Genomic DNA, 26,527 nt, shown 5'->3' with positions numbered 1-26,527 from the left:
CGATGAAAATCAGCGCCGCACTGCTGATGGTCGGGCTGATGCTGACAACCGTTTCCGGGCAGGCCGCCTGTAGCTGGCCTGCCTGGGAGCAGTTTAAAGCCAGCTATGTCAGCGACCAGGGCCGGGTGATCGATCCCAGCGATGAGCGCAAAATCACCACTTCTGAAGGGCAGAGCTACGCGCTTTTCTTTGCCCTGGTGGCCAACGATCGGGCGATGTTCGACAAGCTGCTGCTCTGGACGGAAAACAACCTCGCTCAGGGGGCGCTGAAAGACCATCTTCCGGCCTGGCTGTGGGGCAAAAACGACAAAGATGCGTGGACGGTTTTAGACAGCAACTCCGCCTCCGATGCCGATATGTGGATTGTCTGGAGCCTGCTTGAAGCGGGGCGTCTGTGGCATGAGCCTGCCTATAGTCGCCTCGGTGAAAAGCTGCTGAAGCGCGTGGCGAAAGAGGAAGTGATTAAAATCCCGGGGCTGGGATTTTCACTGTTGCCGGGGAGAGTGGGGTTTAATCATTCTCCTGACTGGCGGCTGAATCCAAGCTACCTCCCGCCGCAGGTACTGCAGCGAATGGTGCGTTACCGCGGCCCGTGGTCGGCCATGCAGGTGGCAAACCAAAGATTACTGCTTGAAACCGCACCCAAAGGATTTTCACCCAACTGGGCCGACTGGCGTGAAGGCAAAGGCTGGCAGTTCCAGACCGACGACGCCCGCAGCGGCAGCTATGACTCAATCCGCGTCTACATGTGGATTGGCATGATGGCCGACGACGCACCGCACAAAGCCGCGCTGCTGAAGGCCTTCCAGCCCATGGCAGATATCACCATCAAACAAGGTTTGCCGCCGGAAAAAGTCGATGTGCAAACCGGCAGCGTTCAGGGCAATGGCCCAGTGGGATTCTCCGCCGCCATGCTGCCTTTTTTACAGGATAGCGAAGCGCGGGACGTGCAGCGTCAGCGGGTGAAAGATAATTTCCCCCAGGCTGATGCCTATTACAGCTATGTTTTAACGCTCTTTGGTCAGGGATGGGATCAAAATCGTTTTCGCTTCAATTCTCGGGGTGAATTAATCCCTCGCTGGGGTCAGGTATGCGCAAGTTCTCATTAAGTTTCGTCACTCTCTCATTGGGCATGGCGCTGATGCCGATGGCTCAGGCCGCGTTGACGCCCCAGCAGCAGTTGCTGGAGCAGGTGAGGATGGGTGAGGCCAGCAAACGCGAAGATATTGTGCGTCAGTCGCTGTCCTGGCTGGAGCTGATGGCGCCGGACGATCCGGACGTGATTGCGGCCCGCATGCGCTATCTGCTGCGCCAGGGGGATAACGCCGGGGCGAAAGCACAGCTTGAGCGTCTGGCAAAACTGGCCCCCGGTTCCGCCGAATATAAACAGTCGCAGGTTACGATGATGCTGACCGGCGCGGATGGTCGCCAGCAGCTGCAGCAGGCCCGTTTATTAGCGACCAGCGGGCATACCGAACAGGCTATTGCCGCCTATGAAAAGCTGTTTGACGGCAATCCGCCCGAAGGGGATTTAGCGATTGAATACTGGATGCTGATGGCGAAGCGCCCGGCAACCACCAACCAGGCGATCGATAAACTGAAAGCGCTGGATGCCGCTGCGCCGGGGAACGGCGAACTGCGTGGCAATCTGGCGCGGCTGATGTTTGCCAACGGCCGCAGCGCCGAGGCTTATCAGGTGCTTGAGCAAATGGCGAAATCCAACGGCAGCCGGGAAGACGCGGCGACTTTATGGTATGGCCAAATCAGCAACTTACCGACAGGGCCACAAAGCGTCGCGGCCCTGCAGCGTTTTCTTAATGTCTTTACCGAAGGCGATACGGTGGCCACCGCGCGTGACAGGCTGGCGCAGCAGCAAAAACAGTTGTCTGACCCGGCTTTCCTCGCCCGGGCAAAAGGGCTGGAAGACGTGGGCGGTGGTCGCGGGAACCAGGCGATTCCGCAGCTGAAAGAGGCGTTAAGCTCGAAGCAAAACGATAGCGAAGTGGTTGGCGCCATGGGGCAGGCTTATTCTCAGCAGGGAAAACGCGCCCTCGCGGTACAGCAGTTTGAGAAAGCCATTCAGATGGACCCGCAAAGCGACAACCGGGGCAAGTGGGACAGCTTGTTAAAAACCAACCGTTACTGGCTGTTGATTGAACAAGGTGATGCTCAGCTCAAAGCCAATAACCCGGATGCCGCGCTGCAGAAGTACCAGCAGGCGCAGAGGGTGGATAACACCGACAGCTACGCGGTGCTGGGCTTTGGCGATGTGGCCGTTGCCAAAAAAGATGATGCCAGCGCGGAGCGTTATTATCAGCAGGCGCTGCGCATGGATCGCGGGAACAGCAACGCGATTCGTGGCCTGGCGAACGTTTATCGGCGCCAGTCGCCGGCGCGTGCAACGGCGTATATTCAGAGCCTTTCGGCCAGCCAACGCAAAAGTATTGATGATATTGAACGTAGCCTGGCCGGCGAGCGGCTGGAGCAGCAGGCCACCGCGCTGGAAAGCCAGGGGCAGTGGGCAAAAGCGGCAGAGATCCAGCGCCAGCGGCTCAAACTCGACCCGGACAGCGTGTGGATCACCTACCGCCTGTCGAACGACCTCTATGCCGCCGGAAAACACAGCGAGGCAGACAGCCTGATGCGCGGCCTGGCCCAGCGTAAACCCGGCGACCCGGAGCAGGTCTTCGCTTACGGCCTTTATCTCTCAGGCAATAACCACAATGCGGCGGCGCTAAGCCACCTCAATACGCTGCCCAAAGCGCAGTGGACCCACAATATTCATGAGCTTGCAGACCGGCTGCAGTTTAACGAAGTCATGCAAACGGCTAACCGGCTGCGGGACAGCGGCAAAGAAAAAGACGCCATTGCGCTGCTTCAGCAGCAGACGCCGTCCGATCGCGTCGACTTAACGCTGGCCGACTGGGCCGCCGAACGTGGCGATCGCCCCACGGCGAAAGCGCAGTATCAGAAAGTCCTGCAGCGTTCACCCGGCAACGAAGATGCGCTGTTGGGGTTAACCGAGGTGCTGATTGCCGAGGGGGATAAATCTCAGGCCCGCGATCTGCTAGCGAAGCTGCAGAAAGCACCTGCAGGTGAAACACCGTCCATCAATACGCAACGCCGCGTGGCGAACGCCTGGGCTGCCCTGGGCGACAACGAAAAAGCCGCGCAAACCTACGCGCCAATTCTGGTTGCGGCGAAAAGCCAGCCGCCGTCGATGGAAAGCGCGCTGGTGATGCGTGATGCCGCGCGTTTCCAGGCCGCCAGCGGCCAGCCGCAGCAGGCGCTGGAGACTTACAAAGACGCTATGGTCTCCTCGGGGGTCACCCAGCAGCGCCCGCAGGATAACGACACCTTCACTCGCCTGACCCGCAACGATGAGAAAGACGACTGGCTGAAGCGGGGCGTGCGCAGCGATGCCGCCGATCTTTACCGCCAGCAGGATGTAAACGTGACGCTGGACCACGAATACTGGGGCTCAAGCGGGACGCCGGGGTACTCCGATCTGAAAGCACATACCACGATGCTGCAGGTGGACGCTCCGCTTAGCGACGGGCGGATGTGGTTCCGTACCGATATGGTGAATATGAATGCTGGCTCGTTCAAAGATAACGGCGGGGGTTACAACGAGCGCTGGGGCACCTGTGCGGAGCACAACTGTTTCGGCAACACAAATCAGAGTGGCAACGGCGCAAGCGTGGCCGTTGGCTGGAAAAACAATACCTGGCAAACGGACATTGGCACCACGCCGATGGGCTTTGACGTCGTGGATGTCGTGGGTGGCGTGAGCTACAGCAACGACCTCGGGCCAATTGGCTATACCGTCAATGCGCATCGTCGGCCTATCTCCAGCTCGCTGCTCTCCTTCGGCGGGCAGCGGGATCCGAATACCAATAAAGTGTGGGGTGGCGTTCGCGCTAACGGCGGCGGTATCAGCCTGAGCTACGACAAGGGCGAAGCTAACGGCGTCTGGTCCAGCCTGAGCGCGGACACGCTGACCGGTAAAAACGTGGCCGATAACTGGCGCGTGCGCTGGATGACGGGCTACTACTACAAGCTGATTAACGAGAATAATCAGCGGCTGACCGTGGGCCTGACCAATATGGTCTGGCACTACGAAAAAGACCTCAGCGACTACTTCCTCGGCCAGGGCGGCTATTACAGCCCGCAAAAATACGTGTCGTTTGCCGTGCCGGTCATCTGGCGTAAACGTACCGAAAACTGGTCCTGGGAACTGGGCGCTTCCGGCTCCTGGTCTTACTCCCACAGCAATGCGGGCCAGCGCTATCCGCTGCGTAACCTCGTGCCAAATAACACGAACCCCTACCCGGACGATCCAGAGGGCTACCCGGACCGCAATGACACCTTCTCTGGCAGCAGCAGCAATGGTTTCGGTTATACGGCCAGAGCGCTGGTTGAACGGCGGATCAACTCGCACTGGTCAATCGGTGCCGGGATTGATATTCAGCAGGCCAAGGACTACACCCCAAGCCACGCGTTGATTTTCGTGCGCTACTCCATGGCGGGCTGGCAGGGCGATATGGATATGCCGCCGCAGCCGCTGGTGCCTTACGCGGACTTCTGATTAGCGGTGACGCAGAGCGGCGGGTTAGCCCGCCGTTTGTGTTTTTTTACTCAGAATTCGGCGCAAAGTTGCCCATAAATGCAGAATTACCCGATTCTCCTGAGGTCAGGATTACAAAGAGCGGCAATGCAGTATACTCTGCGGGCATAAGAATATCCTGATGCCGGGCGTGGCGCAGGTTAAGCAAAAGCGGAGAGTCAGCTTGCGAGTCAGTCGTTCCCTAACGATAAAACAGATGGCGATGGTGTCAGCCGTGGCCCTGGCGTTTATTTTCATTTTTATCGTCATTCAGCTGTTCCATTTTGTGCAGCAAAACCGCTACGACACCGCCACGCAAATGGAGAAAATCGCCCACTCCGTGCGTCTTCCGCTGTCTGAGGCCATTTTGCGGGCGGATATTCCGCAGGCCGAGGCTATTCTTCAGCAGATCCAACCTTCGGGCATCATCAGCCGAGCCGACGTCGTGCTGCCCAATCAGTTCCAGGCGCTTCGCATTAGCTTTATGCCGGAGCACCAAATCCCGATGCTCATCACCCGCGTGTTTGAGCTGCCGGTGCAGATTTCCCTGCCGCTTTATTCCCTCGAACGCCCGGCAAACCCGCAGCCGCTGGCTTACCTGGTGCTACAGGCTGATTCCTGGCGCATGTACCGCATTATCATCAGCACGATTTCCACTCTGCTGACCACCTATTTGCTGCTGGCGCTGATTTTGACCGTGGCGATCAGCTGGTGCATTAACCGGCTGGTGGTGCATCCGATCCGCAAGATTAGCCGCGAGCTGAGTAACCTGAATCCTCAGCAAGCGGGTGAGCACCAGCTCACGCTGCCGCCGCTGCACCATGACGATGAGATTGGCATGCTGGTACGCAGCTATAACCGCAATCAACAGGTTGCCCAGCGTTTTCAGCAGCAAATGAGCGCGTTGAGTACCCATCATCCGGTCACGGAGCTGCCAAATAAGGCGCTGCTGATGGCGCTGATTGAGCAGATGGTGGCGAACGAGAAACGCGGCGCGTTGATGTTAATCGGGAGCGAAACGCTCCAGGATGCGGCCGGCGTGCTGAACGAAGAGCAGCGCGAGATGCTGCTGTTGACGCTGGTCGAGAAAATTAAACCCGTGTTGCCGACCAACGCGGTGCTGACCCAGCTAAGTCAGAATGATTTTGGGCTGCTGCTCTATGGCGTCAGCGACCCGTGGAATGCCATGACGCTGGCACAGAAAATCATGGAAACGCTCAACGCCCGTTTGCCCGTTCAGGCATTGCAACTGAAACCGACCGCCAGCATTGGCATTGCGATGTTCAGAGGGGGCCTCGATGCAGAACAGCTTTATCGCCGGGCGGCTTCGGCAACGCTTGCGGCTCGCCGCTTCGGGAAAAACCAAATTCAGTTCTTCGATCCCGATCAGATGGAGATAGCCCAGCAGCGCCTGACCGAAGAGCACGATATTTTGAATGCGCTTGAGAAGCATCAGTTTGCCATCTGGCTACAGCCGCAGGTGGATATGCGTGACGGGAGCGTGGTCAGTGCCGAAGTCCTGCTGCGCCAGCGTCAGGCTGACGGTAGCTGGAGCCTGCCGGAAGGGCTGATTGAGCGTATTGAAGCCTGCGGGCTGATGATTACCGTCGGTAGCTGGATCCTCGAGGAGTCCTGTCGCACGCTGTCTGCCTGGCAAAGCCGGGGCGTTACGCTGCCGCTGTGCGTCAATCTCTCCGCGCTCCAGCTGCTGCATGAAGCCATGGTGCCTTCGCTCCTGGAGCTGCTCAGACGTTACCGAATCCAGCCCGGCACGCTGATTCTTGAAGTTACCGAGAGCCGCCGCATTGATGATCCACAGGCGGCGGTCAATATCCTGCGGCCGCTCCGCCAGGCCGGGGTGCGTATTGCGCTGGATGATTTTGGTATGGGTTACGCCAGCCTGCACCATCTGCACCACATGAAAGCGCTGCCGATTGACGTGCTGAAGATAGACAAAAGCTTCATCGAAGGGCTGCCGGAAGATAACGCGATGGTGGGCGTGATTATCGCGATGGCCAAAGCCCTGGATCTGAAAGTGGTGGCTGAAGGCGTGGAACAAGAAGCGCAGCGCGAGTGGCTGGTGCAGCAGGGGGTTATCTATGCCCAGGGGTTCCTGTATGCCAAAGCGCGCACCCTCGAGCAGTTTGAACGTGAATTTCTTACTGCGTAAATGAAAAACAATAGTTACAAATGTTAAGAGCTGGATCGGTTCAGTTCAAGTTTTTAACAGTTCCGTTAACAAAATCGATCCAGGCCACTTCTGCGTTTTTTTTAGGGTGATATGTTGAGTGCCGCAGTCATACCGGTTCCTGAGCCGGGGCTGCGGTTACTCTCCGTTCAAGGATACTCTAATGAAAACCTCACTCTTCAAAAGTCTGTATTTTCAGGTGCTGACCGCAATTGCCATCGGCATTTTGCTGGGTCACTTTTACCCGGAATTGGGTGCCCAAATGAAACCGTTTGGCGACGCGTTCGTTAAACTGATTAAAATGATTATTGCGCCCGTCATCTTCTGCACCGTGGTGACCGGGATCGCTGGCATGGAAAGCATGAAAGCCGTAGGCCGTACCGGCGCGGTAGCGTTACTTTATTTTGAAATTGTCAGCACGATTGCGCTGATTATCGGGCTGGTTGTGGTTAACGTGCTGCAGCCAGGCGCCGGCATGAACGTGGACCCGGCGACGCTGGATGCCAAAGCGGTTGCGGTTTACGCTGAACAAGCTCAGCAGCAGGGCGTTATTGCCTTCTTGCTGGACGTGATCCCAGGTAGCGTGATTGGTGCGTTTGCCAGCGGGAATATCCTGCAGGTGCTGCTGTTTGCCGTTCTGTTTGGCTTTGCCCTGCATCGCCTGGGCCACAAGGGGCAGATGATCTTTAACGTCATCGAAAGCTTCTCTCAGGTTATCTTCGGAATCATCAACATGATCATGCGCCTGGCGCCTATCGGGGCGTTTGGGGCCATGGCGTTCACCATCGGTAAGTACGGCGTAGGTTCTCTGGTGCAGCTGGGCCAGTTGATCGTCTGCTTCTACATCACCTGCCTGCTGTTTGTGATTCTGGTCCTGGGCTCCATCGCCCGCGCGACGGGCTTTAGCATCTTCAAGTTCATTCGCTATATCAAAGAAGAGCTGCTGATTGTACTGGGGACATCGTCTTCCGAGTCCGTTCTGCCGCGTATGCTCGATAAGATGGAGAAGCTGGGCTGCCGTAAATCCGTTGTGGGCCTGGTCATTCCAACCGGCTACTCCTTCAACCTGGACGGCACCTCGATTTACCTGACAATGGCGGCGGTGTTTATCGCTCAGGCGACCAACAGCCACATGGATATCTTCCATCAGATCACGCTGTTGGTTGTGCTGCTGCTCTCTTCTAAAGGGGCTGCAGGCGTGACGGGAAGCGGCTTTATCGTGCTGGCGGCAACCATTTCTGCGGTAGGCCATCTGCCGGTTGCGGGTCTGGCGCTGATTCTGGGTATCGACCGCTTCATGTCCGAAGCGCGCGCGCTGACCAACCTGGTCGGTAACGGCGTGGCGACCGTCGTTGTCGCTAAATGGGTAAAACAGCTGGATGAAAAGCAACTTCATCAGCAGCTGGATAATCCAAAATCTGACAAAAAAGTGACCGAAGTCTCCCACTAATCCGACCAATTGCCCGCAGCGACTTGCCCTCGCTGCGGGCGACTCTGCATAATTACCTTCCTAAACATTCAACATTCTCTATTTTTCACTTTCTTACGTGACGTTTTCGCAGAAATGCGGTCAAACGGATTGGTGAAACGTCACCTATGTCGGTCTGCGGACGTCGAATGCCGCGCCGATGTGCTACTTTTAACCAGGATTGTTTTTAGGGGTTCACATGCAGGGCACCAAGATTCGACTTTTAGCTGGCGGGTTGCTATTAGCCGCAACGGCCAGCAACGTGCAGGCAGAAGCGCTCCAGCCGGACCCGGCCTGGCAACAGGGAACGCTTTCTAACGGCTTCCAGTGGCAGGTTTTGGCCACCCCCCAGCGCCCAAGTGACCGCGTTGAAATTCGCCTGATGGTGAATAGCGGTTCACTCACAGAGACCGCCCAACAAAGCGGTTACAGCCACTTTTTACCGCGCATGCTGTTGACGCAGACCGGCGGTCTGCCGACTAGCCAGGCGCGTTCGTTATGGCACCAAAGCAGCGACCCGGAGCGTCCACTTCCTCCGGCTATCGTCTCCTATGACTTCACGCTGTTTAACTTAAGCTTGCCTAATAACCGCAATGATTTGCTAAAAGAAGCGCTGACGTTTATGTCGACCAATATCGGGTCACTGCCCGTGACGCCGGCAACCGTCACCGCGGCACTGCATGCGCCGGATATGGTCGCAACCTGGCCGATGAACACCAAAGACAGCTGGTGGCGCTACCGCCTGAAAGGCTCCACGCTGCTTGGCCACGATCCGGCTGATAATCTCAAGCGCCCGGTTGATGCCGCGCAGCTGAAAGCGTTTTACGACAAGTGGTACACCCCGGATGCCATGACCCTCATCGTGGTGGGTAACGTGGATAGCCGCAGCGTGGCGGAGCAAATCAACAAAACCTTTGGTGAGCTAAAAGGCAAGCGCGACACGCCTGCGCCTGTGCCAACGCTTTCCCCGCTTAACCCTGAGCCGGTGAGCCTGATGACCGACAGCGTGCGTCAGGACAGGTTGTCCCTGATGTGGGACAACAGCTGGCAGCCGATTCGTGAGTCTGCGGCGCTGCTGCGCTACTGGCGTGCCGACCTGGCCCGTGAAGCGCTGTTCTGGAATGTGCAGCAAAGCCTGAGCAAAAATGGCGTTAAAGACCTCAATCTGAGCTTTGATTGCCGCGTGCTTTATCTGCGCGCCCAGTGCGGGATCAACATTGAATCCCCGAACGATAAGCTGAACGCCAGCCTTACCAGCGTCGGGCGTGAACTGTTGAGAGTGCGCGATAAGGGGTTGTCTCAGGAAGAATTCGACGCGCTGATAGCGCAGAAAAAGAATGAGCTGACGAAGCTGTTTGCTACCTACGCGCGCACCGACACCGACGTGCTGATAAGCCAGCGTTTGCGTTCGCTGCAGAATCAGGTGGTTGATATTGCACCGGAGCAGTACCAGAAGCTCCGGCAGGACTTCCTCGACAGCCTGACCGTGTCGATGCTCAATCAGGATCTGCGTCAGCAGCTGTCTCAGGAGATGTCTATGGTGCTGCTGCAGCCTAAAGGCGAACCTGAGTACAACATGAAGGAGCTGAAAGAGACGTGGGATAAGGTGATGGTGCCGGCTGCGCCGCCGCCGGTGACGGACGATCCTAAGCCGGAAGTTTCGGATATTCCACCGGCTTCTTAGCGGTGGGATTGCCCCTCACCCCGCCCCTCTCCCCGCAGGGGAGAGGGGGAACTTGCGCAGACATTTTCTTTTCGTCCCCTCTCCCTTCCAGGGAGAGGGTTAGGGTGAGGGTCATCTTATTGGGGCATTGCATCCAGCGGGATAATCGCCCCGCGATATTGAATCACCGTGCCCGCCGTCAAATGACCACGCTTCGCGGCTTCTTCTGCTGTACCCCCGGTTAAACGCACCGCCAGATAACCCGCGCTAAAGGAATCTCCTGCCGCGGTGGTGTCCACGATTTTTTCTTTTGCCAGACGAAGCGCCGGGACGTCGAGTAGATCCTCGCCGCTGACCGAGACCAGGCAAGACTCAGCGCCTCGTTTGATAACCACTTCTTCTACGCCAGCAGCATGCGTCCGGCGAATCACTTCCTCTGCCGGGACTACGCCCCATAGCGCGTCTTCGTCGTCCAGCGTCAGAAACGCAATATCCGTGCAGGCCAGCATTTGCCGGTAAACACGCTGTGTCTCTTCCGGGCTGGTCCATAAGCGTGGCCGATAGTTATTGTCGAAAATGACTTTGCAGCCGTTCGCTCTGGCCTGCTTCAGCATCGCGAAAAGCTTCTCCCGGCTGGCGTTATTGAGGATGGCCAGGCTAATGCCGCTCAGGTAGAGATAATCAAACCGGGCCAGTTCCGCACATATTTCGCCTGAACGCTCGCTTTCCAGCCAGAACCGCGCCGCTGCTTCGTTACGCCAGTAGTAGAACGTCCGCTCACCGTGGCTATCGGTCTCGATGTAATACAGGCCCGGAAGGCGGTGCTCCAGGCGCTGAATCAATGCCGTGTGCAGGTGTTCCCGTTGCCAGGTGTCCAGCATTTGCTGGCTAAAACTGTCCTCGCCGAGCGCGGTGACATAATACACTTCCAGCGCGCCTTCGCTGACCTGGCGGGCGAGGTAAACCGAGGTATTTAAGGTATCGCCTCCGAAGCCGCGATGCAGCTGGGCCCCACTTTGAGACAGTTCGATCATGCATTCGCCGATCACGGCAATTTTCTGAGTGAGCATAAGAGACCTGGCGGTTAAATGAACAAAAACGCTGTTTTTCGCATTCTCCGCCGTGGCGAAAAGTGAGTCAAACATTTTAAAACAGCGTTTTGAAAATATTTGATGTACGCCAGGTTATTGTGATTGTGACAAAAATCGCTCCGGCGCATTTTGCTGCGAAAGCGAGCATAAAGTTCTCTATTCCGACGCCGATAACCTTTCGACGAGCCATGTAGCGTTATCAGGGCAAACAGGATGTACAGATGAAGTTGAAGCAGATCACTCACCGGCTGCATACGCTTGAGGCGAGCGTTGAAAGTTTGCAGGAGCGACGATTCTGGCTGCAATGCCAGCGCCGCTACACCTTTCAGCCGATTTACAAAACAGACGGAAAATTGATGGCAGTTGAACTGCTGACGGTGGTCACGCATCCGGCTGAGGCTGACGTACGTATCCCGCCTGACCGCTATTTCTCTGCGATCCCCAGCCGCCAGCGTCTTACGGTGGTGGAAGAGCAACTGCGTCTGCTGGAAGACTGGGCGCAGACCTTCATCGGTCACGGCATACTGGCCTCGGTGAACGTCGATGGCCCCACTTTAATTGCCATGAAGCAGCATCAGCCGATTCTTGATCTGATCGCCAAACTGCCGTGGGTACGTTTTGAACTTGTGGAGCACATTAACCTGCCGCAGGCGGCAACGCTGGCCGGCATGCACGAGTTTGGCCCGCTCTGGCTTGATGATTTTGGTACTGGCCTGGCTAACTTCTCCGCGCTGAGCGAAGTCCGCTACGACTATATCAAAGTGGCGCGCGAGCTTTTCATCATGCTACGAAAAAGCGATGAAGGACGGAATTTATTTACCATGCTGCTGCAATTAATGAACCGCTACTGCAAGGGTGTGATTGTAGAAGGCATTGAAACGGTTGAAGAATGGCGAGATGTTCAATCTTCGCCTGCTTATGCGGCACAAGGTTATTTCCTGTCGCGCCCTGTCCCCTTCGAAAACCTGGAAAACGTTCTGATTCGCCTCCCCTGATGTCGTTTCGGTCACGCTGAACTATCTTTTAGTCAGGTAGACCAACATCAGGAGAGGTAAGAAGGATGACAAAAACGGGTAAAATTAGCAGCACAGTCGCCGGGATTTTCTTGTTGTTGGTTGTCGTAGCGATCGTGGCGATCGCCACGTTTGACTGGAACCGGCTGAAACCAACCATCAACCAAAAAGTCTCGACAGAGCTGAACCGCCCCTTTGCCATTCGCGGCGATTTAGGGGTGGTTTGGGCACGAAATAAAGACGAGCCCGGCTGGCGCAGCTGGGTGCCTTGGCCACACGTTCATGCCGAAGACATCCTGCTTGGTAACCCACCTGACATCCCCGAAGTCACCATGGTTCATCTGCCCAGCGTCGAGGCAACGCTTGCCCCGCTTTCGCTGTTAACCAAAACGGTTTATATCCCTTGGCTTCGCCTGGTTGAGCCGGATGTCCGTATTATCCGGCTGTCGGACAAAAACAATAACTGGACCTTTAACCTTGCCAGTGCTGGCGGCAGCGATCCCAATCAAAAACCCTCCGGCTGGTCCTTCCGGCTCGACAATATCCTGTTTGATAAAGGCCGGATCGCCGTGGACGATAAAGTGACCAAGGCGGCGCTAACGATCCTGGTTGATCCTTTGGGTAAACCGCTGCCGTTTAGCGAAGTGTCCGGCCAAAAGCCACAGGGCAAAGATGCGGCGAAAGCGGCAGATTACGTTTTCGGCCTGAAAGTGAATGGCCGCTACAACGGCCAGCCGGTGGAGGGCAGCGGTAAAATTGGCGGTATGCTGGCGCTGCGTAGCGAGGGCGATAGCGCATTCCCGGTGCAGGCAGATGTGCGTTCGGGGACATCGCGAGTGGCCTTCGTTGGCACAGTTAACGACCCGATGAAAATGGGAGGCGTCGATCTCAGGCTCAAGTTCTCCGGCGATTCCCTCGGGAATCTTTACGCGCTGACCGGCGTGCTGCTGCCGGATACGCCTCCGTTTGAAACGGACGGCCATCTGCTGGCAAAAATCGACACGGATAAAGGCTCGGTCTTCCGCTATCAGGATTTTAACGGGCGCATTGGCGACAGCGATATCCACGGTTCACTGACCTACAGCCAGGGTAAACCGCGGCCTAAACTTGAGGGCGATTTAGTCTCTAAACAGCTGCGGCTGGCCGATTTAGGGCCGCTGATTGGCGTTGATTCCGGGAAGGATGCCGAAAAGACGAAAAAAGCCAGACAGCAGCGGGGCGACAGGACGGTGCAGCCAGCCGATAAAGTGCTGCCTTACGATCGCTTTGAAACGGACAAATGGAACGTGATGGATGCCGATGTACGCTTTAAAGGGCAGCGCATTGAACACAGCGGCACGCTGCCGCTGAGCGACCTCACCACCCATGTGATCCTGAATAACGCTGACCTGCGCCTGCAGCCGCTGAAATTCGGCATGGCGGGCGGCTCCATCAATGCCAACATCCACCTTGAGGGCGATAAAAAGCCGATGCAGGGGAAAGCGGATATTCAGGCGCGTCGTCTGCAGCTGAAGCAGCTTATGCCGAAGGTTGAGTCTATGCAGAAAACGCTGGGCGAGCTGAACGGCGATGCCAATCTGAGCGGACGCGGTAACTCAGTCGCGGCGCTGATGGGCACCAGTAACGGCAGCCTGAAGCTGTTGATGAACGACGGGCTTATCAGCCGTAACCTGATGGAAATCGTTGGCCTTAACGTGGGCAACTACATTGTCGGCAAGATTTTTGGCGATGATGAGGTGCGGATCAACTGCGCCGCTGCGAACCTGGATTTACGCAACGGAATTGCGACGCCGAGAATTTTTGCCTTTGATACTGAAAACGCGCTTATTAACGTCACCGGCAGCACAAACTTTGCCAGCGAACGTCTGGATCTGACCATCGATCCGGAGAGCAAAGGGATTCGTATTATCACTCTGCGTTCTCCGCTCTATGTGCGCGGCACGTTCAAGAGCCCGGATGCGGGCGTGAAGCCGGGGCCATTGATTATTCGTGGCGCAGTGGCTGCGGCGCTTGCCACGCTGGTCACTCCGGCGGCGGCGCTGGCCGCGCTGATCTCGCCTTCTGAAGGAAGTGATAATCAGTGCCGGACGATTTTGGGGCAGATGAAGAAGTAAGGCTGCCCCTCATCTCGGCCCTCTCCCCAGAGGGGCGAGGGTGCATCGTAATCCCCTCTCCCTTTTAGGGAGAGGGTGAGGGTAAAAATTACAGCGACTGATGGCGGGTCTCTTTACTCAGCAACAACGCAATCAGCGTCAGTGCGGACATCGCCGCCAGATACACGCCGACATAGAACAGGCCATAATTAGCCTGCAGCCAGGTGGCGATATACGGTGCGACAGAGGCGCCAAGAATGGACGCGACGTTGTAAGAGAATGACGCGCCGGTGTAGCGGACTTCCGTCGGGAACATCTCCGGCAGCAGCGCACCCATCGGGCCAAAGGTCAGCCCCATCAGGCTCAGGCCAATCAGCAGGTAGGCCATCACCAGCGCCTGGTTCCCGGAACCCAGCAGCGGCGGGAAGACGAACAGCGCAAACAGAATCATCAGGCTGGTGATCACAATCATGCTCTTGCGGCGGCCAAAAGCATCCGCCAGATAGCCCGCAATCGGCACCATCACGCCAAAGCCAATCACCGCCATCATCAGCATCCACAGCACCTCATTGCGCGAGAAGCCCAGTCCCGCCGGAACGGGCGCGGTGCTGAAGGTCATGGAATAGACCGTCATGATATAGAACAGCGTATAGGTCGCCAGCATGATGAAGGTGCCGAGGATCGTCGCCTTCAAATGTTTGGTCAGCAGCGTGCCCAGCGGGACTTTAACCTGCTTCCCGGCTTTGGCAATCTTCGCGAATACTGGCGTTTCATGCAGCGAAACGCGGACATAAAGCCCGATAATGACCAGAACCGCAGAGAGAATGAACGGCACGCGCCAGCCCCAGGACATGAACTGTTCGTCGGTCAGCAGCCATGAAAGCAGCAGGAAGGTGCCGTTGGCGAAGAAGAAGCCTATCGGCGCACCCAACTGCGGGAAAGAACCGTACAGCGCGCGTTTGCGCGGCGGGGCGTTCTCCGTGGCCAGCAATGCCGCGCCACCCCATTCACCGCCCAGGCCAAGACCCTGGCCAAAACGGGCCAGCGCCAGCAGAAGCGGGGCGAAGATACCGATGCTGGCATAGCCCGGCAGCAGGCCGATGACAACGGTCGAGATCCCCATCGTGAGCAGGGAAGCGACCAGCGTGACTTTGCGACCGACGCGGTCACCGAAATGGCCGAATAGCGCTGAACCAATCGGACGAGCCACAAAGGCGATGGCAAAAGTGGCGAGAGACTGTAGCGTGGCAGCCGTCGGGTCACCCTGCGGGAAGAAGATGTGCGGGAAGACAATCACCGCCGCGGTGGCGTAGATATAGAAGTCGAAGAATTCGATGGCCGTGCCGACCAGCGAAGCAACAACGACTTTTCCGCGTGAGTTTACGGGCGTAGCGTCAGCCCCGGTATCGAGAGTTGTGGCAACGGATGCTTGCATAGATTTTTCTTATTTATGGCGAACGAAAGTCCATTTACGCATAGCAAAAGAAGCATTTCAACGCGCCGCACCGGGCGAAATGGCTCAAAAAACGCGCATTAAGTGGATAATTTTTAAGCCTGCCCGTAACCTTCTATGAAATGCTTCACAAAATTTTCAAAATAGAGAATAAAACTGGTTTTAGGTTAAATAAAAGTTACCAGTTAGATTTATCTGCTGAGTTGGTCGGCTTGTCCCAGCGAGCGCAAAAACTGGCTATCTCACCGGATTGAAATTCCGGCAGGTGCGCCATTAATTTCTCCAGCGGCCAGTCCCACCAGGCGATACGCCCCAGGCTTTCAGCCACCTCCTGCGGGAAACGGCTGCGAATAGGTTTCGCTGGCACGCCGCCAACGATGGTGTACGGCGGCACATCTTTGCTGACCACCGCGCCCGCGGCCAGTACAGCGCCGTCACCTACTGTCACGCCGGGCAGGACGATAACACCGTGGCCAATCCACACGTCGTTACCAATTATCACCCGGTCCTCGCGGCGATGCGCAAAGAATGAGGTATCCCGGCCAACATCAGTGGCGTAGTACTCGGGGCAGTAGGTAAAGCGGTGCTGTGACGGGCGATCCATCGGGTGATTGGGGGCGCCAAGTCGAACGTGGTTGGCAATGGCGGTGAATTTACCGATCTCGCTGTCGGCTACGCAGCAGTGTTCCCCGAGGTAGGAGAAGTCGCCGAGGGTGCTGTATTCCAGCACGCTGTTGGCGAGTACTTCACACTGTTCGCCGATGTGTGTTTCGCGCAGGCGAACGCTGGGGTCAATAACAGTTTTTTGGAGTTTGGGTACGGAGGCAGTTGTCATGGCATGTTCTCTGGTCGGAGGTTTAGACAAGTGGACCTGCTAACCTGAAGGTCGGCAGGCCACCTATCCTGACCGGCAATCATGACAGGATTATTTATGCGTTTTTCCCGGCATCCTCGGGTCGTCTTTGTATTCTGCGGTGGCAATCCAGGCCGCGCAGAACAGCGTCAGGCGGGCGAAGAAGTAGAAGAAGGCCATCAGCCCCAGCACCGAGCCAAAAGCGGCCCCGGAAGGGGAACTGACGAGCTTCGGCAGGCTGTAGGTCATGATGATTTTGATCACCTCAAAGCCGATGGCCGCAATCAGCGTGCCGCGAATCAGCGCCTTGCGGCGCGGGCGATGGCGCGGCAGACGCCAGAAGATCCAGAAGAACAGCAGATAGTTGGCAAAAATAGAAATCGCCAGGCCGACCAGATGCCAGACCGGTTTCAGCCATTCGATATCGCCCAGGTGCAGCAGGCCGATCAGCAGCGTCTGGGCCGAGCCGGAAATCGAGGTAATAGACAGGGTAACGATCAGCGCAATCAGTAGTCCAATCAATGAGATAAAATCACGCAGGTATTTTACCCAGAATTTTTCCTGATCCTGCGGGCTACGTTCCCACTTATCCCGCGACTGAGCGCGCACCGCTTCACGCAGGTTGCCCATCCAGTTAATGCCGGAGTAAAGCGCAATCAGCAGCCCGACCAGGCCAACGGTGGTGCGCTGCTGAACCGCGGTATTGATGGTGTTTTTCAGGGTGGCGGCAAGCGTCGGGTCACTGACGTTCTCAAGGATTTTGGCAAAAATGTCTTCGAGCAGCGTCGGGTGAGAGGCAAGCACATAACCGCCTGCCGCGAAGGCCACCATCATGATGGGGATCAGTGACAGAAACGAGAAGTAGGTAATGGCGGCGCCAAACTGATTCCCCAGCCGGTCGTTAAAGCGTTCTGCGGCGCGGAGCAGGTGGGCAACCATCGGCTGCCTGACCGTTTTGTTGACCGCGGATATGGTGCTGTTCACCGCGGCGTTACTGGTTTTAAGCTTCACCAGCGGTTCATTCTCTGCGGGCTCGCCTGGGGCTTCATCCTGCTGGGTTTCGATAGGTATAACAGGCTCATACTCGAGCTCGTGGGTTGGGCGTTTTTCGCGGTTATCCGGCGTCGTCATCGGGTCAATTTTCCTTTTGCTGTGGCAGGATCTTAAGGAAATTATAGTCATAACGCTAATCGACATAGGCTTTCAGTACGTCAGTGAGCCATTCCATAAACAAATGCACTCGCCGGGAGAGGTTGCGGCGATGCGGATAAAGCAGCGAAATCGGCATCGGCTCGGCGCGGTACTGAGGCAAAATTTCCACTAGAGTGCCCTCTTTGAGCTGGGTTTTCACGCCCACGCGAGGTACCTGAATGATCCCCAGCCCGGCGACACAGGCGGCCTGGTAGGTTTCCGTGCTGTTAACGGTGATCAGGCCACCGGTTTTCACCCACTGCGTTGTTTTATCCAGCCAGACTTCAAAGCCTTGTGGGCGGGTGCCGAGATTTTGAGCGTAATGCACCAGGGCATGCGAAGCCAGGTCGTCCAGGCTTTCGGGATAGCCAAAGCGGCTGAGGTAGTCGGGGCTGGCGCAGTTGATCATGGTGAATTTCCCCAGCGGCCTGGCTACCAGACCTGAGTCTTTGAGGTGGCCCACGCGCACCACGCAGTCAAACCCTTCCCGGACGACATCCACCATTCTGTCGCTGCTGCTAAGCTCTAGCTCTATGCCTGGATATTGCTGCAGAAATCCCGGCAGTTTCGGGATGATCAAGCCGCGCGCCAGCGTAACCGGCATATCGATCCTGATGCGCCCGCTGACGCTGGCGGGATCGGTCTGGAACAGGCCGTCGAGTTCATCGAGGTTAGTTAACAGGTCGCGGCAGCGTTCGTAATAGACCATTCCGTCCTGGGTGAGCTGAACCCGGCGAGTGGTGCGGTGCAGCAGGCGCGTGCCGAGTGAGGTTTCCAGCGCCTGGACCTGACGAGAAACGCTGCCCTTCGGCAGCCCAAGCGTGTCCGCGGCGCGGGTAAAGCTCTCCAGCTCCGCAACCCGCACGAAAAGCTGCATTGCGTGTATTTTATCCATCGTATCACCACATTGTTGCTGAAGATGAAACAGTGATGCGCATTTGGCCATATTTATTGATTTTGTATCAGCTAATAAGCTGTATCTCAATGTCCTGACAGCCAAATAAGAGGTTTATCATGAGTCAACGTATCGCTTTAGTGACCGGCGGCAGCCGTGGTTTAGGCAAAAACGCAGCGCTGAAGCTGGCTGCACGCGGAATCGGTATTCTGCTGACCTATAATAGCCAGCGCCAGGAAGCCGAAGATGTTGTGCGCGAAATTGAGCAAAAAGGCGTGAAAGCGGCCGCAATCCAGCTAAACGTCGGTGATTCTTCTACCTTCGCTGGGTTTGTTGAGCAGGTGAAAGAAACGTTGCGCGAGGTCTGGCAGCGAAACACGTTTGATTATTTATTGAACAACGCCGGGATAGGTCTTGAAGCATCGTTTGCCGAGACCACCGAAGCACAGTTCGATGAAATAATGAACATCCATCTTAAAGGGCCTTTTTTCCTGACTCAGGGCCTGCTGCCACTGATTAAAGACGGCGGCCGCATTCTGAATGTTTCCACCGGCCTGACCCGCTTCTCGCTGCCGGGTAAAGCCGCCTACGCCACGATGAAAGGGGCGATGGAAGTGCTGACCAAGTACCAGGCCAAAGAGCTGGGATCGCGTGGGATTGCGGTGAATATTATTGCGCCAGGCGCTATTGCCACCGATTTCAGCGGCGGTATTGTGCGCGACAACGAACACGTTTCGAAGGCGATTGCAGCACAAACCGCATTAGGGCGTGTAGGTCAGCCGGACGATATCGGTGATGCGATTGCGGCGATTCTTAGTGATGAGACGGGCTGGATGAACGCGCAGCGGATTGAGGTTTCCGGCGGGATGTTCCTTTAGTTTTTTGACCGCTCCCGGCAGGTGACCCTCACTCTAACCCTCTCTCTAAAAGGGAGAGGGGATCGACCGCCGTCTGCTTCCGTGCAATCGAGCAGCCAGAAGGAAGGGGGGTATTTCCCTCTCGCTCCTTTGGGGAGAGAGCCGGGATGAGGGGCAACTTCTACGCCGTAATTTCCCAGCCGCGCGCTTTCCACAAGCCCGGTAACTCAGCCAAATCGGTAAACGTCGTCACCTTCGGATGGTCGATCGGCTTGTTATGCGGATCGGCACAGAAGTAAAACACCTCCATGCCTGCCGCAATGCCCGACTGCGCACCTGCCATAGAATCATCCACCAGAATACAGCGCTCTACGTCCATGTTCATCTGTTCCGCCGCGTGGAACATCAGGGCCGGGTCCGGCTTCCAGCGCTGAATGTCGTAGCCGCTGTACAGGGCATCCGGGAAGTAGCCGAGCATTCCGGTCTTGCCGAGAGAGTGCTGCATTTTGCTGACCGGGCCGTTGGATACCACGCACATCGGCTTATTGATTTGCGCCAACAGCGTGTTCGCCCCGGCGATTGCCTGAAGTTCGCTGTCAAACAGGCGGGCAACTTCGGCGCGGTAGATCACTTCCAGCTCGAGCTTAGGCAGGCTGGTGCCGTACTCAGCGTTGATGGTGTCGATAATTTCGTAGAGTTTGACGCCTTTGAAGGTCTTGAAGACATCTTCGAGCGCAAGTTGAATGCCATATTGCGCAAACATATGTACGTAGGCTTTGGAGCAGATGACCTCGCTGTCGACCAGCGTTCCATCGCAGTCAAAAAACACCGCTTCTATCCGGGACATGCCATTTCCTTTCTCTTTGGTTTAACGTTTACTCTATGCTTTTTGCGCAACGCAATCGATCCCGTTGCGGTAATTTCAGCGAAAAAAGTGGATGATTTGCGTTATCCCCCGCCAATTTTGGTATAGGATAGCGGCGTATTTTTTCCTCTTTTAGTTCGGAAACCGATAATGAGCCAACCACAGTCCACTCCGGAAACAACCCCGGGGCTGCTCGAACGCGCGTTCAAATTACGCGAACACGGTACTAACGCCCGCACCGAGGTGATCGCCGGGTTCACCACCTTCCTGACGATGGTGTACATTGTTTTTGTTAACCCGCAGATCCTTGGCGCGGCCGGGATGGATACCCAGGCGGTATTCGTCACCACCTGCCTGATAGCCGCCTTTGGCAGCATCCTGATGGGGCTTTTTGCCAACCTGCCGGTGGCACTGGCACCGGCGATGGGCCTGAATGCCTTTTTCGCCTTCGTGGTCGTCGGCGCGATGGGTCTGTCCTGGCAAGTCGGCATGGGCGCGATTTTCTGGGGCGCCGTAGGCCTGCTGCTGCTGACCATCTTCCGCGTTCGCTACTGGATGATTGCGAATATCCCGCTTGGCCTGCGCGTTGGCATTACCAGCGGTATTGGCCTGTTTATCGGCATGATGGGGCTGAAAAATGCCGGGATCATCGTGGCCAACAAAGAGACGCTGGTCAGCATCGGGAACCTGACTTCCCACAGCGTGCTGCTGGGGGCGTTGGGCTTCTTTATCATTGCGATTCTCGCTTCCCGTAATATTCACGCGGCGGTGCTGGTTTCTATCGTGGTAACCACGCTGCTGGGCTGGCTGCTGGGCGACGTGCAATACCACGGCATCGTGTCTGCGCCGCCGAGCGTGAGCAGCGTTGTCGGGCAGGTGGATTTAGCCGGGTCGCTGAATCTGGGCCTTGCAGGCGTGATCTTCTCCTTCATGCTGGTGAACCTGTTTGACTCCTCCGGCACCCTGATTGGCGTCACGGACAAAGCCGGGTTAACCGACGAGAAGGGCAAGTTCCCGCGCATGAAGCAGGCGCTGTTCGTGGACAGTATCTCTTCCGTGACCGGCTCGTTCTTCGGGACTTCTTCCGTTACTGCCTACATCGAAAGCTCATCCGGCGTTTCCGTCGGGGGCCGCACCGGCCTGACCGCGATTGTGGTTGGCCTGCTGTTCCTGCTGGTTATCTTCCTGTCACCGCTGGCGGGCATGGTGCCTGCGTACGCGGCCGCCGGGGCGCTGATTTACGTTGGCGTGCTGATGACCTCCAGCCTGGCCCGCGTGAAGTGGGATGACCTGACCGAAGCGGTACCGGCGTTTGTTACCGCGGTGATGATGCCGTTCAGCTTCTCGATTACTGAAGGTATTGCGCTGGGCTTTATTTCCTACTGTGTCATGAAGCTGGGCACCGGCCGCTGGCGCGAGCTGAGCCCGTGCGTGATCATCGTGGCGCTGCTGTTTGTGCTGAAAATTGTGTTCGTTGATTAAAGCCAGACGCTAAAAACAACAACGCCAGTCATGCGACTGGCGTTTTTTTTGGCCTGGAATCAGGCTTTAACGCGCTTGATATAATCGCCAAAGGCGGTGAGCTGCCCGGTCAGATGGTCGAGCGTGCTTTGATCCACCACTTCGCCACTCTGCGGGTCGACTTTGTTCTGAATCACGCCGCCCATAAACTCAGGCTTGTTCATCACCATCGCGTCCAGGAAAACGAGGATCTGGCGCAGGTGATACTGGCAGCGCGCGCCGCCGATAGCGCCCATGGAGCTGGTTTGAATCAGCACTGGCTTGCCGGCGAGCGGCTGTTCAGGCAGGCGAGAAAGCCAGTCGATGGCGTTTTTCAGGCCACCCGGCACGGAATAGTTGTATTCCGGCGTCACAATCACCACGCCATCAGCCTGGCGGATTTGTGCGGCAATGGCTTCCACGCTCTGCGGGAAACCGTCTTCTTGCTGGATATCGGCATCGTACAGCGGGATATCGCCGATGGAAGGCAGGGCATCTATCTGCATGCCTGCCGGGGCGATGTTCGGCAGCGTACGGGCGACCATCGCGTTAAATGAACCCTTACGCAGGCTCCCCAGTAAAGTCACTATCTTCAACGAATCAGACATTGGTACTCCTTTATGTGTCAGGACGTTCGGGAAAATGTGTTATGCGGCGTTGCTGCCTCTGATGATATACCCGTCAGGCGAATGATGCGCGCCTGAGCGCTTCGGCTGCGAGCTTCGGCATCCGGCAGGGCGTTCCAGCCCTGTTGGCCGTCGAATTCCCACAGCTTCAGGCGCTCCACGCCTGGCGCCACGGCACAGCCCCAGATGAGGATATCTTCCGCATCGCTGATAGCTTCAATATGCGGCTCGTTTATGACGCGCAGACGACCAGAGCCTGGCAATAATTGTAGTGTGCTGAGGCTGGTCTGGGGATTGTCCGTTAGTTTCAGGACGCTGCGCCGCAGCGTATGCAGCTGGGTTCTGGCTTCGTTGGGATCGTTTTGGTTATTGATCCAGGTCATTTCGCTGCTGCTGGACTGAGACGGTGGCACAACCGGGGACGGGGCCTGGAAACTGCGGCGAAGCTCCATGTCCAGCCCGCAGCGCCCTTCGGTTGCCAGCAGCACGCCCACCATGTTACCGGCGTAGGCGATGCTGAAATCCGGCAGTTCGGCGTCGGCAAAGCGCGGGCGACCTGCGGTAGACGTAATGATTTGCGGCAGGCGCTGGGTACCGTACAGCATAAACATCATCTCTGCGACCAGCGTACGCGACGCGAGATAGCGCGTGCGGCGATGTTCTGGCATCAGGCTGGCGGCGTTAAGAATTTCGTCGTTCAGTCGGGGTGAAGTGAGGTTGGGAGGGTTCAGAGCCCATCTTGCAAAATGCGTCGCCATTTGTCGCTCCTTGATAATGGTCAGTCGATGTCATGCTGTTTCGGGTGGCTGAAACAGCGCTCCGCGTCCGATCCTGAATCTTGTCAGGGATCGAAGAGTAGTCTCTGGCTCAATGCGCTGTCATTGATGCTCTTCAATAGCATGAACTATTTTTTGAGCAATATATTATATATTCAATCCTGGGAAAATTCTTAGTGGTTTGCATAAGTGGAGCACTTAAAAATGTCGTTCTGAAGACATCGTCTTGAAATGATGAAGTATTTTAAATATGAGGAAAATGCCCCGCATTCTGAAGTGTGACGCGGGGCGGCGGTAAGGGTTATTTCCCGATACAGAAGCTAGAGAAGATGCGCCCTAACAGGTCGTCAGAGCTAAATTCGCCGGTGATTTCACTTAAGTTCTGCTGCGCCAGGCGCAGCTCTTCTGCCAGCAATTCTCCGGCCCAGGCACCCAGCAGCTGGGCTTTGCCCTGTTGCAGGTGTTCAGCGGCTTGCTCAAGCGCCTGCAGGTGACGGCGGCGGGCGAGGAAGCCGCCTTCCATGTTGGTTTCGAAGCCCATGCTCTCTTTCAGATGCGCGCGCAGCACGTCAACACCTTCCCCGGTACGGGCGGAAAGACGAACAAGTGAGTGACCATTTACTTCGCTCAGGCCAAGCGTTTCGCCGGTGACGTCCGCTTTATTGCGCACCACGGTAATCGGCAAACGCTCCGGCAGACGGGCGATGAAATCAGGCCAAATCGCCGCCGGGTCAACGGCGTCGGTGGTGGTGCCGTCCACCATGAACAACACGCGATCCGCCTGCTCAATCTCTTTCCAGGCACGTTCAATCCCGATGCGTTCAACTTCATCGCTGGCTTCGCGCAGGCCCGCAGTATCGATGATATGCAGCGGCATTCCGTCGATGTGGATATGTTCGCGCAGGACGTCACGCGTGGTGCCGGCGATATCGGTGACGATAGCCGCTTCACGCCCGGCCAGCGCATTCAACAGGCTGGATTTACCGGCGTTTGGACGCCCGGCAATAACGACTTTCATGCCTTCACGCAGCAGGCTGCCCTGGCGGGCTTCGGCGCGTACCGCGTCAAGATCGCCAATGACCAGATGCAGCTGGGCTTCGATTTTACCGTCGGAGAGGAAGTCGATCTCTTCATCCGGGAAATCGATAGCCGCTTCCACGTAAATACGCAGGTGAGTCAGCGCTTCCACCAGGTGGTTAATACGCGCGGAGAAAGCCCCCTGCAGCGAATTAAGCGCTGAACGAGCGGCCTGCTCGGAACTGGCATCGATCAGGTCGGCAATCGCCTCTGCCTGCGCCAGGTCGAGCTTATCGTTCAGGAAAGCGCGTTCTGAAAACTCACCGGGGTTGGCGATGCGTAAACCCGGCAGCGCCAGAATGCGTTTTAGCAGCAGGTCGAGGATGACCGGGCCGCCGTGCCCCTGCAGTTCGAGAACATCTTCACCGGTAAAGGAATTCGGGCCAGGAAACCACAGTGCAATGCCCTGATCCAGCGCGCTACCGTCGGCATCGCGAAAGGGAAGGTAATCCGCGTAGCGCGGCTTCGGCAGCTTACCGAGCACCGCCTCTGCGACCTCGCGCGCCTGGCGGCCGGAAATACGCAGGATGCCTACGCCGCCACGCCCCGGCGGAGTAGCCTGGGCAATGATAGTGTCATGATTGCTCATCGTTTATCTCAGACCTTGAATCAAAAAGAAAAAGGCGGTCAATCGACCGCCTTTCGTAAGCTTAACGCCAAATATTATCAGGTCTTTTTCTTGTCGCGGCTATGCAGGCCACGCTTTTCCAGACCGCGATAAATCAGCTGCTGCTGAAGGATGGTCACCAGGTTGCTGACGATATAGTACAGCACCAGACCTGACGGGAACCACAGGAAGAACACGGTGAAGATGACCGGCATAAAGGTCATGATCTTCTGCTGCATCGGGTCGGTTACGGTGGTCGGCGACATCTTCTGGATGAAGAACATCGTGGCGCCCATCAGAATCGGCAGGATGTAGTATGGGTCCTGTGCAGACAGGTCGTGGATCCACAGTGCAAACGGCGCGTGGCGCAGTTCAACGGAGCCCATCAGCATGTAGTACAGCGCCAGGAAGATTGGCATCTGGATGATCAGCGGGAAGCAGCCGCCCAGCGGGTTAACCTTCTCAGCTTTGTACAGCGCCATCATTTCCTGGCTCATACGCTGCTTGTCGTCACCGATACGCTCACGCATGGCCGCCAGTTTTGGCTGCAGCATACGCATTTTGGCCATCGAGGTGTACTGCGCTTTGGTCAGCGGGTACATGATGCCACGAACGATAAAGGTGATAACGATAATGGAGAAGCCCCAGTTACCGATGAAGCTGTGGATAAATTTCAACAGTTTAAACAGCGGCTGAGAGATGAACCACAGCCAGCCGTAATCTACGGTCAGGTCAAGGTGTGGCGCAACGGCTGCCATTTTGTCCTGAATTTCCGGACCTACCCATAGGGTGCTGCCCATCTGAGCGGTCTGGCCTGGCTGGACTACCTGAGAAGCAGATTTGTAGCCAATCGCCGCAACGTCGTTGCTCAGCTTGGTGGTGTAGAAGTTGTTCGCGCCCTGAGTATGCGGCACCCATGCGGTAGCAAAGTACTGCTGCAGCATCGCCACCCAACCGCTGTTGGCGTTGACGTTCAGGTTTTCACCGTCAGCGATGTTGTCGAACTTAACTTTTTCGTATTTCGCGTCCGGGGTGGAGTACGCGGCACCACGGAAGGTGTGCAGCGCAAAGTTGCTGCTGCCGGTGTCGCGATGAGAAGGCAGGTTGATGGACTGCTTCAGCTGACCAAAGGTCGCCAGCTCCAGCGGTTTCTCGCCCACGTTCTTCACGTTGTAGTCCACACCGACAGAGAACTCACCGCGTTTCAGGGTGAAGGTCTTGGTGAAGGTGTTGCCAGCGGCGTCGGTATACGTCATCGGGACAACCAGTTCGTTCTGGCCATCCGCCAGTGCGAAGGTATCGGCAGTGACGTTATACAGCGGACGATCGCCGTTCGCCGGGTTATCCGGGCCATCACGACCGGTCAGGCCGCTCTGCGCCTGGTAGATAAATTCAGGCGTGGTTTCCAGCAGTTGGAACGGCTCTGAGGATTTCAGCTCTTTCGGGTAGGTTGGCAACAGCGCTTGTTCTACATCACCACCGCGGGTGTTGATGGTCAGTTCAAGAACGTCAGTTTTAACCGTAATGAGTTTTCCCTGGCCACTGGCCGGCACACCCTGGTTAGCGGCGTTACCCTGGCTGTTCGTGGTCTGCGTGGTCTGCTGCACCTGAGGTTGAGGAGCGTGGTCCTGCTCCCAGGCTTGCCAGATCATGAAAGACACGAACAACAAAGCGATGAGAAAAAGATTGCGTTGCGAATCCATCG

19 protein-coding genes are annotated in these 26,527 nt (G+C 56.7%); 9 read left to right on the top strand and 10 right to left on the bottom strand.

Annotation, left to right across the window (positions count from 1 at the left end; genetic code table 11):
- Positions 1–2: 2 nt before the first annotated feature.
- The 5 genes from bcsZ (at position 3) to WFK85_RS09535 (ending at position 9,946) form a co-directional block, all read left to right on the top strand.
- Positions 3–1,109, top strand: coding sequence for a cellulose synthase complex periplasmic endoglucanase BcsZ (bcsZ, locus tag WFK85_RS09555; RefSeq protein WP_008460608.1), 1,107 nt, complete (start codon positions 3–5; stop codon positions 1,107–1,109).
- Positions 1,091–4,588: a cellulose synthase complex outer membrane protein BcsC gene (bcsC, locus tag WFK85_RS09550; RefSeq protein WP_336706639.1), complete on the top strand. Its 3,498-nt coding sequence runs from the start codon at positions 1,091–1,093 to the stop codon at positions 4,586–4,588. The genes bcsZ and bcsC overlap by 19 nt, the downstream gene beginning before the upstream one ends.
- Before the next feature lie 202 nt (positions 4,589–4,790).
- Positions 4,791–6,776, top strand: a complete 1,986-nt coding sequence (hmsP, locus tag WFK85_RS09545) for a biofilm formation regulator HmsP (RefSeq protein WP_336706637.1) — start codon at positions 4,791–4,793, stop codon at positions 6,774–6,776.
- A gap of 181 nt (positions 6,777–6,957) precedes the next feature.
- Positions 6,958–8,244, top strand: a complete 1,287-nt coding sequence (locus tag WFK85_RS09540) for a dicarboxylate/amino acid:cation symporter (RefSeq protein WP_008460613.1) — start codon at positions 6,958–6,960, stop codon at positions 8,242–8,244.
- A gap of 217 nt (positions 8,245–8,461) precedes the next feature.
- Complete coding sequence (locus WFK85_RS09535) at positions 8,462–9,946, top strand: M16 family metallopeptidase (protein WP_336706635.1); 1,485 nt, start codon at positions 8,462–8,464, stop codon at positions 9,944–9,946.
- A gap of 116 nt (positions 9,947–10,062) precedes the next feature.
- On the opposite strand, the gene WFK85_RS09530 is transcribed toward WFK85_RS09535, so the two are convergent.
- Complete coding sequence (locus tag WFK85_RS09530) at positions 10,063–10,995, bottom strand: sugar kinase (RefSeq protein WP_336706633.1); 933 nt, start codon at positions 10,993–10,995, stop codon at positions 10,063–10,065.
- Between the two features lie 242 nt (positions 10,996–11,237).
- Between WFK85_RS09530 and pdeH the strand changes: the two genes are divergently transcribed.
- The gene (gene pdeH / locus WFK85_RS09525) at positions 11,238–12,011 is read left to right on the top strand and encodes a cyclic-guanylate-specific phosphodiesterase (protein ID WP_166994838.1); all 774 of its coding nucleotides are present in this window, start codon (positions 11,238–11,240) and stop codon (positions 12,009–12,011) included.
- A 65-nt stretch (positions 12,012–12,076) separates the two neighbouring features.
- Positions 12,077–14,143, top strand: a complete 2,067-nt coding sequence (locus WFK85_RS09520; protein WP_166994836.1) for an AsmA family protein — start codon at positions 12,077–12,079, stop codon at positions 14,141–14,143.
- 88 nt (positions 14,144–14,231) lie between these two features.
- On the opposite strand, the gene WFK85_RS09515 is transcribed toward WFK85_RS09520, so the two are convergent.
- The 4 genes from WFK85_RS09515 to WFK85_RS09500 form a co-directional block, all read right to left on the bottom strand.
- Entirely contained in the window at positions 14,232–15,557 is a 1,326-nt protein-coding gene (locus WFK85_RS09515; protein ID WP_039288941.1) for an MFS transporter, read from the bottom strand.
- 196 nt (positions 15,558–15,753) lie between these two features.
- Positions 15,754–16,410: a DapH/DapD/GlmU-related protein gene (locus tag WFK85_RS09510; protein WP_008460624.1), complete on the bottom strand. Its 657-nt coding sequence runs from the start codon at positions 16,408–16,410 to the stop codon at positions 15,754–15,756.
- A 90-nt stretch (positions 16,411–16,500) separates the two neighbouring features.
- Entirely contained in the window at positions 16,501–17,559 is a 1,059-nt protein-coding gene (yhjD, locus tag WFK85_RS09505) for an inner membrane protein YhjD (protein WP_008460626.1), read from the bottom strand.
- A gap of 55 nt (positions 17,560–17,614) precedes the next feature.
- Positions 17,615–18,514 (bottom strand): LysR family transcriptional regulator, encoded by a 900-nt coding sequence (locus WFK85_RS09500; protein ID WP_008460628.1) that lies wholly within the window; start codon positions 18,512–18,514, stop codon positions 17,615–17,617.
- 119 nt (positions 18,515–18,633) lie between these two features.
- Between WFK85_RS09500 and WFK85_RS09495 the strand changes: the two genes are divergently transcribed.
- Positions 18,634–19,392, top strand: a complete 759-nt coding sequence (locus WFK85_RS09495) for an SDR family oxidoreductase (RefSeq protein WP_166994835.1) — start codon at positions 18,634–18,636, stop codon at positions 19,390–19,392.
- 160 nt (positions 19,393–19,552) lie between these two features.
- Here WFK85_RS09495 and yieH read toward each other — a convergent pair whose 3' ends face one another.
- On the bottom strand, positions 19,553–20,218 hold the full coding sequence (yieH, locus tag WFK85_RS09490) for a 6-phosphogluconate phosphatase (RefSeq protein WP_166994834.1): 666 nt from the start codon (positions 20,216–20,218) through the stop codon (positions 19,553–19,555).
- Between the two features lie 168 nt (positions 20,219–20,386).
- Between yieH and WFK85_RS09485 the strand changes: the two genes are divergently transcribed.
- Entirely contained in the window at positions 20,387–21,718 is a 1,332-nt protein-coding gene (locus tag WFK85_RS09485) for an NCS2 family permease (protein WP_336706628.1), read from the top strand.
- A 59-nt stretch (positions 21,719–21,777) separates the two neighbouring features.
- Here WFK85_RS09485 and WFK85_RS09480 read toward each other — a convergent pair whose 3' ends face one another.
- The 4 genes from WFK85_RS09480 to yidC all read right to left on the bottom strand — a co-directional run bounded on the left by WFK85_RS09480 (position 21,778) and on the right by yidC (position 26,525).
- On the bottom strand, positions 21,778–22,344 hold the full coding sequence (locus WFK85_RS09480; RefSeq protein WP_008460636.1) for an NADPH-dependent FMN reductase: 567 nt from the start codon (positions 22,342–22,344) through the stop codon (positions 21,778–21,780).
- 17 nt (positions 22,345–22,361) lie between these two features.
- Entirely contained in the window at positions 22,362–23,120 is a 759-nt protein-coding gene (locus WFK85_RS09475) for a 4'-phosphopantetheinyl transferase family protein (protein WP_008460638.1), read from the bottom strand.
- A gap of 319 nt (positions 23,121–23,439) precedes the next feature.
- Positions 23,440–24,804 (bottom strand): tRNA uridine-5-carboxymethylaminomethyl(34) synthesis GTPase MnmE, encoded by a 1,365-nt coding sequence (gene mnmE / locus WFK85_RS09470; protein ID WP_336706626.1) that lies wholly within the window; start codon positions 24,802–24,804, stop codon positions 23,440–23,442.
- A 77-nt stretch (positions 24,805–24,881) separates the two neighbouring features.
- On the bottom strand, positions 24,882–26,525 hold the full coding sequence (gene yidC, locus WFK85_RS09465) for a membrane protein insertase YidC (RefSeq protein WP_336706624.1): 1,644 nt from the start codon (positions 26,523–26,525) through the stop codon (positions 24,882–24,884).
- Between the last annotated feature and the right edge of the window lie 2 nt (positions 26,526–26,527).

The organism is Cedecea sp. VD22, assembly GCF_037150195.1.
In the GTDB taxonomy this organism is placed as follows: Bacteria; Pseudomonadota; Gammaproteobacteria; order Enterobacterales; family Enterobacteriaceae; genus Cedecea.
Note: the sequence above shows the minus strand (reverse complement) of the source record. Positions and strands in the feature narration are given on the sequence as shown.